This is a genomic window from Pedobacter alluvionis, from assembly GCF_003664035.1.
Lineage (GTDB): Bacteria > Bacteroidota > Bacteroidia > Sphingobacteriales > Sphingobacteriaceae > Pedobacter > Pedobacter alluvionis.
In genome coordinates, this window is sequence record NZ_RCCK01000010.1 from 1,683,187 (window position 1) to 1,695,682 (window position 12,496).

The following is a 12,496-nucleotide window of genomic DNA, read 5'->3' on the forward strand; positions in this document are numbered from 1 at the left end:
AGAAATGAAATTAAATTTAAAGCGCCCTTTAGCATTTTTTGATTTAGAAGCTACTGGAGTTAATGTTGGAGCTGACAGGATCGTTGAAATAGCGATTTTAAAAGCCATGCCAGATGGTTCTGAACTTGTTAAAACCTGGCGCGTAAATCCTGAAATGCCAATTCCTTTGCAAACTTCATTAATACACGGTATTTATGATGAAGATATTGCAAACGAGCCTACCTTTAAAACTTTAGCAGCAGAAATCGCTGAATTTATTGGAGAAAGTGATCTGGCAGGATACAATTCAAACAAATTTGATATCCCTATGCTTTTAGAAGAATTTTTAAGAGCTGAAGTGGATTTTGATATGAACAACCGAAAGTTTGTTGATGTACAGAATATATTCCACCAAATGGAGCAACGTACCTTAAAAGCAGCTTATAAATTCTATTGCCAGGAAGATTTAATTAATGCGCATGCTGCAGAAGCAGATGTTATAGCAACCTATAAAGTTTTACTTGGACAATTAGAAATGTACAAGGAAACCGAGTTCGAAAGCAAACAGGGCGTAAAAAGTATTCCGGTTGTAAACGACATCGATGCATTACATATCTTCACCAACATTAATAAACCTGTAGATTTTGCTGGTCGGTTGGTTTACAATGATAATGATGAGGTATGTTTTAACTTTGGTAAACACAAAGGTAAAACCACTGCTCAGGTATTTTCTGTTGAGCCCAGCTATTATGCCTGGATGAAAAATGGCGATTTCCCTTTGTATACAAAAAAGAAATTAGATGAGGAATGGGCAAAGTTCAATGCGAAGAAAAACGAGAACAGGGCAGCACGACCTCAGAATAATACGCCAGCCAATAAGCCTCAATATCAACAGAAACCTCAGCCGAAGCCAGAAAAACCTGCAAAGCCGATCGATACGGATATGTTGGAACAATTGAAGATGAAATTTGGCAAGTAGATAATGTTTAACCACAGATAAAAAGGATAAACACAGATAATTTAGTAATTGGAAGAGCTTAATGCTATAACAGAGAAGATTATTGGAGCTGCTTATACAGTCTCAAATACGCTTGGTTGTGGTTTCTTAGAGAAAGTTTATGAGAATGCAATGTTCTTGGAAGTAGTAAAGTCTAACTTATCTGTGCTCAAACAACAGCCATTACATGTTTTTTACGATGATCAAATTGTAGGTGAGTATTTTGCAGATTTAATGGTTGAAGAAGAAATTATTTTTGAAATTAAAGCTATAAAGGAATTAAATGAGATTCATCAGGCGCAGCTGATGGATTATTTGGTTGCTTGTAATTAAAGATGTGGATTGTTAATCAATTTTGGTAAGCCAAGAGTAGAAATTAAGAGAATGCTAAATGGCTATTAAACTTTGTATAAAATCTGTGTTTATCTGTGTCCATCTGTGGTAAAAAAATACATCATGAAATCTATAAAAATATTTTGCCTTCTATTGTGTACTACAATTTATGTAAATGCGCAAACCACTTTACCGATAGAACCGGTATTTCAGAAAACCTATCAGAAAGAAACCAGAAATGCGAATGGGAAACCCGGTAAGAATTATTGGCAAAATACTTCAAAGTACGATTTGAATGTAGATTTTAATCCTGACAGCAGGTTATTAAAGGGGAAAGTTCAGGTAACTTACACCAATAACAGTCCTGATACTTTGAAGGAAATCTGGTTTAAACTTTATCCAAATCTGTACAAAAAAGGGACACCAAGAAAATCAAACCTGTCAGAGTCTGATCTTGGTAATGGGGTTGCGATAAAAAAAATGGTTGCGAACGGAAAATCAATCACAGATTTTAAAATTGATGGAACAAATATGACCGTTAATGTTCCTGCGGTTATACCAGGCAAAACCATTAGCTTTTCTATTGATTACAGCTATACTTTAAATAAGGGATCACATGTACGAACAGGTCAGGTAGATGAGGGTTCTCATTTTGTAGCCTACTTTTTTCCCCGGATAGCAGTTTACGATGATGTTGATGGGTGGAATAAATTTCCTTACACAGGTGCTGAAGAATTTTACAATGATTTCGACCAGTTTAATGCTTCAATTACGGTGCCGGGAGGTTACGGTGTTTGGGCAACAGGAGATCTGAAAAACCCTTCGGAAGTTTTCCAGAAAGATATTGTTTCTAGAATGTTAGCTGCTGAAAAGAACGATGCTGTAATAGATGTGATTACAGCTAAAGATTTAGCCGATAAAAAAGTAACGCAGCCTAATGCTTATAACACTTTTAAGTTTGAAGCCAAAAATGTAACCGATTTTGTATTTGCTTTGAGTGATCACTACTTATGGAAATCGAGCAGTTTAGTGGTTGATCCTAAAACGAAAAGACGAACCCGTGTGGATGCTGTTTTTAACCCGAAACATAAAGATTATTATGAAGTAATCGATTTTGCCCGTAAAACAGTAGAGTCTATGAGCTATACTTTTCCAAAATGGCCTTTTCCTTATAACCATGAAACGATATTCGACGGTTTAGATCAAATGGAATACCCAATGATGGTGAACGATAATCCTGTTGACAATCGCACAGATGCCATTACCTTAACCGACCATGAAATTTTTCATACTATGTTTCCATTTTATATGGGTATAAACGAAACTAAGTATGGCTGGATGGACGAGGGCTGGGCTACAATAGGCGAGTGGTTGATTTCTCCAATGATTGATTCTACCATTCTAGATGAATATGGTGTTCAGCCTACTGCTTCTTCTTCTGGTGGAAAAGACGATACTCCGATTATGACCTTGACACCTGATTTAAAAGGATCAGGCTCTTTTACCAACTCTTATCCTAAACCTGGGTTAGCTTATTTGTATGTTAAAGATTATCTGGGAGATGAATTGTTTACTAAGGCTTTACACACTTATATTCAAAACTGGAATGGAAAACACCCAATGCCCTACGATTTCTTTAACAGCATAAATGAGGGGGGTGGTAAAAATTTAAATTGGTTTTGGAAAGCCTGGTTTTTTGAAGATGGTGTTACTGATATGGCCGTTAAAGCTGTAGATAAAACTTCAGATGGATATACGGTAAGCATTGAAAATAAAAGTGTTAAGCCTTTGCCTGTTGATTTGACGCTAACTTATGAGGATGGTTCTGTTGAAAAGAAACACAGTACCATCGGCGTTTGGGAAAAAGGTGATCGACAGGTGAAAATAAATATAACAACTAATAAAAAGTTATCTAAAGTAGTGATGGGGAACCCGCACACGCCGGATAAGGTTAAAAGTGATAACAGTTTTTCGGTGAATTAGAATAGGATTTCAAGGAAGTCAAGTTTTCTGGACAATTTGTTTATTCAAACTTGACTTCCTTTGCATAGGCAAATTATTACAGAGATGTGTATTTATATTTATCGTCATCCTGAACTTGTTTCAGGATCTATTTAACCTAATTCTTAATGAATAGTTGTTGCTATGAATCGTCATCTCGACTGGAGCAAAGCGGAATGGAGAGATCTATATAGTACTAGGGTGTTCGGGTTCACGATTGACAGATTCCACTAGAATGGATCTTCATTGCGAGGAGGAACGACGAAGCAATCTTTATAACATGATCACTAGCATCAAAGATTGCTTTGTAGGCTGAAAAAGCATTCTCGCAATGACGATATCCTTATGTTGCTCATTCTCTTAAAACTATGTCAATTATATTAATTTTATAAGTAAATTATCCCGCCGACTGACTATTGATATAGATTTCTCGACTTCGCTCGAAATGACGGTAAACATTATTCAGGTTTCAGAAAATCGATATTCCTTTTCAGTCCGTTAAATTTGGTACGCTTAACTGCCGAGCCTTTAAAAACCTTTTTAAAAACATCATCTGTAATTTCGGTCAGGTCTTTTGCGTTCAAATCCAGTAAGCCATTCTCAGGTTTAAAGGCTTCTTCATTGTGTGCTTTAGAGAAACGGTTCCACGGGCAAACATCCTGACAGATATCGCAGCCAAACATCCAGTTGCTCATTTTATCTTTAAACTCATTTGGGATTTCATTTTTGAGTTCAATGGTGAGGTAGGAAATGCATTTCGTTCCATCAACAACCTGTGGTGCAATAATGGCATCAGTAGGGCAGGCATCTAAACAGCGGGTGCAGCTTCCACAGTAATCGGCCTGGTATGGATGATCGTAATCCAGTTCCAGATCAACAATCAATTCAGCAAGGAAGAAAAAAGAACCATCGGTTTTACTGATCAGGTTGGAGTTTTTACCAATCCAGCCAATTCCCGATTTTTTCGCCCAGGCGCGGTCTAAAACCGGGGCAGAATCAACAAATGCTCTTCCGGAAACTTCCCCAATATTTTCTTCTATAAAATGAGTCAGTTCTTTTAATTTCTCTTTGATTACGGTGTGGTAATCCTGTCCGTAAGCATACTTGGAAATTTTCGGTGCGTTGGGGTCTGACTGTTTTTCTTCAGTATAATAGTTTAGCGATAAGGAAATTACAGATTTAGCGCCATCAACCAGTAATCTGGGATCGAGGCGTTTATCAAAATAATTTTCCATGTATTTCATTTCGCCATGACGGTTTTGGTTGAGCCAATTTTCCAGTCTTGGCGCTTCCTCTTCAAGGAATTCAGCTTTAGCAATGCCACAGGCCATGAAACCCAGCCGCAGGGCTTCATCTTTGATCAATTGGCTATATTTCGCATAATTGTTATACACCGGTCTGCAAAGATAAGGCTTAGGAATTAAAACATTTTCATTAATCACTTGTTCTAGCTACAGAAACTAAATTAATTAATTATGGTTCGCCCTGATTGGTGTAACACTATACAGGAGAGCTTAAAGCATTAGCTATGGAAAATATAGATCCACAACATACGGAATCAGGAGCAGCTCCGAAACCGATTGAAAAAGATTATGAAAGTCATAAAGAAGATCCCGGACCAGCAAAACCAGCGGTTACAGAAAAGGACGAAAACGGAGGAGGACAAGCTTTGAAATGGGTGCTACCTCTGGCTGTAATTATTGGCCTGATTATCTGGTTTGTAATGAGAAAATAATTAGCTTTAGATTAAAAATGAAATGCCGGTACATTAATTTGACCGGCATTTTTTATATGGTAATTATTTTAAAAGTTTAACCTGGTAAAGATCTTTACGCCTGTCTTTTAACACCTTTACTGTTCCATAATGATGTAGTTCGTCTAATAAATGTAAGTCAACGTCTACTACCAGTACCATTTCGGTATTTGGCGTTGCTTCTGCTTTGATCGCGTTGGTAGGAAAAGCAAAATCGGACGGGGTAAACACTGCTGATTGAGCAAACTGAATATCCATATTATTCACCTTAGGTAAATTACCTACGCAACCTGCAATAGCCACGTAACATTCGTTTTCTATTGCTCTTGCCTGCGCGCAGTGGCGAACACGGGTATAACCGTTCTGTGTATCGGTTAAAAATGGTACAAATAAAATCTGCATCCCCTGCTCAGCATAAATGCGGCTCAATTCTGGAAATTCAACATCATAACAAATCAAGATGCCTACTTTACCACAATCGGTATCGAAAACCTGCACCTTATCGCCACCAATCATGCCGTAATATTTTTGCTCATTTGGTGTAATGTGGATTTTCCTGTACTCATCTATTTTGCCGGTACGGTGACAGAGGTAAGTGGCATTGTAAAGTTTACCATCCTCAATAAGCGGCATACTCCCGGTAATAATGTTTGTATTGTAGCTCAATGAATATTCATGCATTTTTTGTACAATCTCTTTCGTTTTTTCGGCAAGCTTTCGCATCGCCTCAATTTCTGGTAAGTGATTGTATGGTTGCAACAGGGGGGTATTAAATAACTCAGGGAACATCACAAAATCTGATTTGTAACCGCTCAAAGCATCAACAAAAAATTCTACCTGTTCGTAAAATGCATCCATATTTGGGAACAAACGCATTTCCCATTGCACTAAACCTAAACGGATTGTCATTGCCGAACGTGCCGAAGCATCAATGCCCTGGTAATAAATATTATTCCACTCAATTAAGGTGGCATATTCTTTTGATTCTTTATCCCCTGGTAGATAATTCTTTAATACTTTTCTGACGTGAAAATCATTCGAAATCTGAAAAGTTAATGTAGGATCGTAGATCTCTTTTGCCTTTACCTTATCTATATATTGTCTCGGGCTTAACTTCTCTGCATACTCATGGTAACCAGGAATTCTTCCGCCGGCAATAATGCTTTTGAGGTTAAGGCTTTCACAGAGTTCTTTCCTGGCTTCGTATAATCTTCTGCCTAAACGCAGGCCCCGGTAATCGGGGTGCACAAAAATTTCGATGCCATACAGAGTGTCGCCATTTGGATCGTGTGTTGTAAAAGAATAATCACCAGTGATCAGTTTATAGGTGTGCCGATCGCCATACTCGTCGTATTCTACAATAATAGCCAATGAACAGGCCACAACTTTGTCATCAACTGCTATACAGAGCTGCCCTTCAGGGAAAATATTTATAAGTTTTGCAATACTGGATTTCGGCCAGATGGAACCACCCATACTGTCGTAGGCCTGGAGCATTGATTCTTTAAGATCTTCGTAATCTTCGAGCGTTAGTTTACGTAATTCAATATTCATAATGTTTGATTTGTAGCTATTGAACACAAAAGCTGCGTTAATGTTTTCTTGAAAATGTTAATAGGTTGTGAGGTTGTATTTTTGAGTATTCTTTTCTGGAATAAATTATTAAATTTAAGTAATGACGGAAAATAAATTATCATATATCATTCGAGGGAGTATTTTTAGAGTTTATAATACGCTTGGACCGGGCTTACTCGAATCTGCTTATGAAGCTGCCTTAAAATATGAAATTGAAAAGGCAGGGTTATTTGTGCAAAGACAAGTTTCATTGCCAATGCACTATGAGGAAATTACCATTGATGTTGGGTATAGATTAGATCTTTTAGTAGAAAAAAAGGTGGTTGTTGAATTAAAATCAGTGGAGTTTATTATGAATGTTCATCATAAACAGTTGCTTACTTATTTAAAGTTATCGGGTTATAAATTGGGATTATTAGTCAATTTTAATACTGATAATATTGCTGATAGTATTTTCAAAAAAGCTTATCGTTTAGATCTTTAACGACCATGTCCCATTTTCCCCACAGATTTAGCAGATCAAGCTCGCAGATTTAAAATGATTTTTTTTGATCTGTAGGTCACATGTGCTATCTGTGATGATCTGCGTTTTTTATCATTTGGATCTGCGGGAAAAAAGCATAAATTATTAAAACAACTTCCCGGTTTGTCCAGGATAATTTTTCTTTAAGTGCTTGTAAGCCGCTTCGGTAACTTCTCTACCGCGTGAAGTACGCATGATATATCCTTCCTGAATTAAAAACGGTTCATAAACTTCTTCAATAGTACCTTCATCTTCTCCAACAGCCGTCGCAATGGTTTTTAAACCTACCGGACCACCCTTAAATTTGTCGATAATGGTAACCAGAATCCTGTTATCCATCTCATCTAAGCCATGTTCATCCACATTTAATGCATTTAAGGCATAACGGGCTATTTCGGTATCGATATTTCCATTTCCTTTAATCTGCGCAAAATCTCTTGTTCTGCGTAAAAGCGCATTGGCTATCCGGGGCGTACCACGGCTACGGCGGGCAATTTCATATGCACCTTCATCACTAATCGGTGTTTTTAATATATCAGAAGAGCGTAGCACAATTGTAGTGAGTAGCTTAGCATCGTAATAAGCCAAACGGGCATTAATTCCGAAACGGGCTCTTAAAGGCGCTGTTAACAAGCCGGAACGCGTAGTGGCACCAACCAACGTAAAAGGATTAAGCGATATCTGTACGGAACGCGCATTCGGGCCGGTTTCGAGCATAATATCGATTTTAAAATCTTCCATGGCAGAATACAGGTACTCTTCCACAAGGGGAGATAAACGATGGATCTCATCAATAAAAAGGATATCGCCTTCATCCAGGCCAGTTAATAAACCAGCGAGGTCGCCAGGTTTATCCAATACCGGACCAGAGGTTACTTTGATACCAGTAGCCATTTCATTGGCAATGATATGAGAAAGTGTAGTTTTGCCTAATCCGGGAGGACCATGCAAAAGAACATGATCTAAAGCTTCGCCACGGAGTTTCGCCGCCTGAACAAAAATCTTCAGGTTTTCCATCACTTTTTCCTGTCCCGTAAAATCTTCGAAAGCCTGCGGCCTTAAAACCCTTTCAATATCACGATCGGTAGGGGTCAGGTTGCTTGCTTCAGGGTCCAGGTTCTCATTCATACGGCAAATATAAAATTAAATGCTAAAAAAATTAGGATCTTTTAAATTTATCAGAAATGACTAGTTCTTTTGATCCTGCTGTGTATTGATAAAAGCCTTCGCCGCTTTTAACACCTTTTTTACCTGCGGCAACCATATTTACCAGTAAAGGGCATGGCGCATATTTAGGGTTACCAAAACCATCGTTCAATACTTTTAATATGGCCAAACAAACATCCAGACCAATAAAATCAGCTAACTGCAGAGGTCCCATAGGGTGTGCCATTCCAAGTTTCATCACGGTATCAATTTCATACACACCAGCTACACCTTCATAAAGCGTGTAAATGGCTTCATTGATCATCGGCATTAAAATGCGATTGGCCACAAAACCAGGATAATCATTTACCTCAACAGGAACTTTCTCCAAACTTTGAGAAAGTGACATAATGGTATTGGTCGTCTCATCACTAGTGGCATAACCTCTTATTACTTCTACTAACTTCATTACCGGAACCGGGTTCATAAAGTGCATTCCGATTACCTGATCACCTCTTCTGGTTACGGCAGCAATTTGCGTAATGGAAATAGAGGAAGTATTGGAAGCAAGAATAGCATGTGCAGGCGCATACTCATCTAAATCCTTAAAAATTTTTAATTTTAAGTCTACATTTTCGGTAGCAGCTTCTACAATTAAATCGGAACTTTGAACACCATCCTTAATTGATGTGTAGGTAGAGATGTTATTCAGAGTGACCGCTTTCTGATCTTCTGTTAAGGTTCCTTTGGCAACCTGCCTGTCTAAATTTTTGGTAATGGTTTGTATGGCCTTGTCCAATGCAGGCTGATTGATATCAATCAGGTTGACTTTATAATTGAATTGTGCGAAGGTATGGGCGATGCCATTTCCCATGGTGCCAGATCCTATAACTGCAATTTGTTTCATCCTTTAGGAGATTAGAAAAAGAGAATTTACGAGTAAACGATTAGTTGAAATAAAGATCTTGCTGTAAAGCCGATCTCTTTTGATTTTTATAAATAACCTTATGGTGCTAACCTGGTTTTAGTCCAGAGGCCTTTTATCAATTCGAAGTTTATCCTATCGTGTAACCTGCTTCTTCTTCCTTGCCAAAACTCTATTCTTGTCGGTTTTACAATATAACCTCCCCAGTGTGCCGGTTTCGCAATGCTTTTATCGGAACTTTTAGCTTTAAGCTCTTCAACTTTTTCTTCCAAAAATGTCCTGTCCGGAATAATCTGGCTTTGTGGTGAAACTACCGCTCCAATCTGACTGGCAATCGGTCTGGTGTTGAAATAGGCTTCCGATGTTTCTTTATCCAATTTTTCTACTGTTCCTTCAATTCTCACCTGTCTTTCAAGCTCCGGCCAGAAAAACACCAAAGCTGCATAAGGATTGCGTTTGAGTTCTTTTCCTTTGGCACTCAGGTAATTGGTGAAAAACCTAAAACCGTCTCCATCAACCCCTTTTAACAGCACAATACGGGCATCTGGCCGGCCAGCTTTATCAGCCGTAGCTAAAGTCATTACATTAGGCTCATATATCTGGGCATCAACTGCGTGTTGAAACCATTTTTGAAACTGGACAATCGGATCTTGGTCAACGTCAGATTCGTCCAGCGAAGCGCTTTTGTAATCTTGGCGCAGGTTTTGTAGAAATTCATTTGTAACTTGCATTTAACAAAAATAGGCATCTTTTACGGTGTAACAAATGATTATCATCATGCTGAACAATATAAAACCAAAAACTGGCCGCTTGCTCATCTCAGAACCATTTATGGCCGATCCGAATTTTAAAAGATCCGTTGTGTTGTTAACCGAACATGGTGATGATGGAACAGTAGGTTACATTCTTAACCAGGTAGGGAATCTGATGTTGAACGACGTAATTCAGGACTTATGGGATGCAAAAAATTACATTTATTTCGGCGGACCTGTTGCTGCAGATACTTTGCATTTTATTCATAGGTGTTACGATAAATTACAGAGTGGGGAGCCAATTGGGAATGGATTGTATTGGGGAGGTAATTTTGAAACCCTTAAAATCCTGTTAAATACCAATGCCATAAGCCAGGAGGAGGTGAAGTTTTTTATGGGGTATTCAGGCTGGGATCATGGACAACTTGACCAGGAAATTGATCAAAATGCATGGATGGTGAGCGACACCTTTAACCCTGATCTCATTTTCAGTAATGATGATGAAAAACTTTGGCGGGATGTAATTGTAAACCTTGGCCCGAAATATGCACACATCAGTAATTTTCCGGTAGATCCAAGTTTGAACTAATCAGTTTTCAGTTGGTAATTGGCAGTTTTCTGTTGACATTTTTTATATAAAGTAGTCGTCATCTCGATCCGATAGCTATCGGATGAAACGCAGTGGAATGGAGAGATCTGCCTAGATAGATTTCTCGACTACGTTGCACTCCGCTCGAAATGACGACTCTTTCAGTTTATAATTGACGTTTAAGACTCAAGACTATCAGCGCTTTCTTCAACTTTTCTTCTCAACTCATCTTTATAAGCCTGCATTTTAACCGTTAAAGATTCATCAGCAGTTGCTAAGATTTGAGTTGCTAATAAACCTGCATTTTTAGCCGCGTTTAAAGCAACTGTGGCAACAGGAATGCCATTTGGCATTTGTAAGATTGATAAGATACTATCCCATCCATCAATAGAGTTTGATGATTTAACCGGAACACCAATAACAGGCAATGTTGTGATAGAAGCTACCATTCCTGGCAAGTGAGCGGCACCACCGGCACCGGCAATAATTACTTTTAAGCCGCGGCCTTGTGCTTCTTTAGCGTAATTAAACATGCGTTCTGGTGTTCTGTGGGCAGACACAACCGTGATCTCGTAGTTTATTCCAAATTCTTTTAATACATCAGCAGCATCTTGCATCACAGGTAAATCTGATTTGCTACCCATGATAATTCCTACTAATGCCGAATTTGAATTTCCTTGACTCATATCTATTTATATTTCTTTTTTAACTTCTTTTAAAATTTTGTATTTCCACCTCGCTATTAGTTCCCCCTTCAGGGGGCTAGGGGGCTTATGCGATTACCTTCAATGTTTTTTGTACAAACCTTGCTTTTTCGATTGCTTTTTCCCTGTCAATATCTACAATGGTTACATGGCCCATTTTGCGGAAAGGTTTTGTGTATTTCTTGCCATATAAGTGAACATAAACGCCATCAATGGCTAATATTTTTTCCAGATTTTCATACCTGGCTACACCTTCAAAACCTTTTTCGCCAAGTAAATTAATCATAATGGCATTGGTAATGCTGTTGGTATCGCCTAATGGTAAGTTATAAATTGAGCGTAAATGCTGTTCAAATTGAGAAACATAGTTACCTTCAATAGTCTGATGACCGCTATTGTGCGGACGGGGAGCAACCTCGTTAACCAATAATTCGCCATCTTTGCAAACAAACATCTCAACCGCTAAAATTCCGGTAATATTCATCGCAGAAGCTATGTTTTTGGCAATATTTTCGGCTTTTTGCTGCAAACTTTCAGCAAAAGTTGAAGGGGAAATTAAAAATTCTACCAGGTTGGCTTCAGGATTAAATTCCATCTCAACCATTGGGAAGGTTTTCATATCGCCATTGGCGTTACGTGCCACAATTACGGCTACTTCTTTTTCAAAATCGACCAGTTTTTCAATAATACAAGGTGCATTAAAAGCATTGTCAAGATCTGCCGCGCTATTGATTTTCATTACTCCTTTGCCGTCATATCCATCTTTTCGAAGCTTTAAAATGTATGGAAAAGGGATGCTACTGTTTTCCATATCTTCTTTCGTATTCACAATCTGGAAAGGAGAGGTTGGGATATCGTTTTCCTTAAAAAACTGTTTCTGTACACCTTTATCCTGTATTAAGCGGATCACCCTTGATTGCGGAAATACCTTTTTACCTTCTTTTTCCAGCTGCTCAAGCGCATCAATATTTACCTTTTCAATTTCAATGGTAATAATATCAGCTTTCTTTCCAAAGTTGTAAACGGTGTCAAAATCGGTTATGGAGCCATTTTCGAAATAATTTGAAATGTGTTTGCAGGGAGCATCAGGATCCGGGTCTAAAACTAATGTAGTTACATTGTAATTGATTGCTTGTTGAATGAGCATTCTGCCCAATTGTCCGCCACCTAAAATACCTAATTTTAATTCGCTAATCTGTTTTGCCATGCGCTTGAAAAT

General features: G+C 38.2%; 13 protein-coding genes. 6 read left to right on the top strand and 7 right to left on the bottom strand.

Going from position 1 to position 12,496, the window contains the following annotated elements; all coding sequences use genetic code 11:
- Positions 1 to 4 precede the first annotated feature (4 nt).
- The 3 genes from BCL90_RS07365 to BCL90_RS07375 all read left to right on the top strand — a co-directional run bounded on the left by BCL90_RS07365 (position 5) and on the right by BCL90_RS07375 (position 3,292).
- The gene (locus BCL90_RS07365; protein ID WP_121283329.1) at positions 5 to 958 is read left to right on the top strand and encodes an exonuclease domain-containing protein; all 954 of its coding nucleotides are present in this window, start codon (positions 5 to 7) and stop codon (positions 956 to 958) included.
- 48 nt (positions 959 to 1,006) lie between these two features.
- Complete coding sequence (locus BCL90_RS07370) at positions 1,007 to 1,309, top strand: GxxExxY protein (protein ID WP_121283330.1); 303 nt, start codon at positions 1,007 to 1,009, stop codon at positions 1,307 to 1,309.
- Between the two features lie 123 nt (positions 1,310 to 1,432).
- Positions 1,433 to 3,292 (top strand): M1 family metallopeptidase, encoded by a 1,860-nt coding sequence (locus BCL90_RS07375; protein WP_121283478.1) that lies wholly within the window; start codon positions 1,433 to 1,435, stop codon positions 3,290 to 3,292.
- A 476-nt stretch (positions 3,293 to 3,768) separates the two neighbouring features.
- On the opposite strand, the gene queG is transcribed toward BCL90_RS07375, so the two are convergent.
- The gene (queG, locus tag BCL90_RS07380; protein WP_121283479.1) at positions 3,769 to 4,704 is read right to left on the bottom strand and encodes a tRNA epoxyqueuosine(34) reductase QueG; all 936 of its coding nucleotides are present in this window, start codon (positions 4,702 to 4,704) and stop codon (positions 3,769 to 3,771) included.
- Between the two features lie 134 nt (positions 4,705 to 4,838).
- Between queG and BCL90_RS07385 the strand changes: the two genes are divergently transcribed.
- Positions 4,839 to 5,045 (top strand): hypothetical protein, encoded by a 207-nt coding sequence (locus BCL90_RS07385; protein ID WP_086545979.1) that lies wholly within the window; start codon positions 4,839 to 4,841, stop codon positions 5,043 to 5,045.
- Positions 5,046 to 5,108: 63 nt separating this feature from the next.
- Here BCL90_RS07385 and BCL90_RS07390 read toward each other — a convergent pair whose 3' ends face one another.
- Complete coding sequence (locus BCL90_RS07390; RefSeq protein ID WP_121283331.1) at positions 5,109 to 6,617, bottom strand: bifunctional GNAT family N-acetyltransferase/carbon-nitrogen hydrolase family protein; 1,509 nt, start codon at positions 6,615 to 6,617, stop codon at positions 5,109 to 5,111.
- A gap of 121 nt (positions 6,618 to 6,738) precedes the next feature.
- Between BCL90_RS07390 and BCL90_RS07395 the strand changes: the two genes are divergently transcribed.
- The gene (locus tag BCL90_RS07395; RefSeq protein WP_121283332.1) at positions 6,739 to 7,122 is read left to right on the top strand and encodes a GxxExxY protein; all 384 of its coding nucleotides are present in this window, start codon (positions 6,739 to 6,741) and stop codon (positions 7,120 to 7,122) included.
- 144 nt (positions 7,123 to 7,266) lie between these two features.
- Here the strand turns inward: BCL90_RS07395 and ruvB are convergent, their stop codons facing one another.
- The 3 genes from ruvB to pdxH form a co-directional block, all read right to left on the bottom strand.
- Positions 7,267 to 8,289 (bottom strand): Holliday junction branch migration DNA helicase RuvB, encoded by a 1,023-nt coding sequence (gene ruvB, locus BCL90_RS07400; protein ID WP_121283333.1) that lies wholly within the window; start codon positions 8,287 to 8,289, stop codon positions 7,267 to 7,269.
- Between the two features lie 31 nt (positions 8,290 to 8,320).
- Positions 8,321 to 9,214 carry a 3-hydroxyacyl-CoA dehydrogenase family protein gene (locus tag BCL90_RS07405; protein ID WP_121283334.1) on the bottom strand — a complete coding sequence of 298 codons (894 nt, stop codon included), beginning with the start codon at positions 9,212 to 9,214 and terminating at the stop codon, positions 8,321 to 8,323.
- A 98-nt stretch (positions 9,215 to 9,312) separates the two neighbouring features.
- Positions 9,313 to 9,963 (bottom strand): pyridoxamine 5'-phosphate oxidase, encoded by a 651-nt coding sequence (gene pdxH / locus BCL90_RS07410; protein WP_121283335.1) that lies wholly within the window; start codon positions 9,961 to 9,963, stop codon positions 9,313 to 9,315.
- 46 nt (positions 9,964 to 10,009) lie between these two features.
- Here pdxH and BCL90_RS07415 point away from each other — a divergent pair, with 46 nt between their 5' ends.
- Entirely contained in the window at positions 10,010 to 10,573 is a 564-nt protein-coding gene (locus BCL90_RS07415; RefSeq protein WP_121283480.1) for a YqgE/AlgH family protein, read from the top strand.
- 179 nt (positions 10,574 to 10,752) lie between these two features.
- Here the strand turns inward: BCL90_RS07415 and purE are convergent, their stop codons facing one another.
- Together purE and BCL90_RS07425 are read right to left on the bottom strand one after the other, a co-directional pair.
- Positions 10,753 to 11,259 (bottom strand): 5-(carboxyamino)imidazole ribonucleotide mutase, encoded by a 507-nt coding sequence (purE, locus tag BCL90_RS07420; RefSeq protein WP_108198968.1) that lies wholly within the window; start codon positions 11,257 to 11,259, stop codon positions 10,753 to 10,755.
- Between the two features lie 85 nt (positions 11,260 to 11,344).
- Positions 11,345 to 12,484: a 5-(carboxyamino)imidazole ribonucleotide synthase gene (locus BCL90_RS07425; RefSeq protein ID WP_121283336.1), complete on the bottom strand. Its 1,140-nt coding sequence runs from the start codon at positions 12,482 to 12,484 to the stop codon at positions 11,345 to 11,347.
- Positions 12,485 to 12,496: the final 12 nt, after the last annotated feature.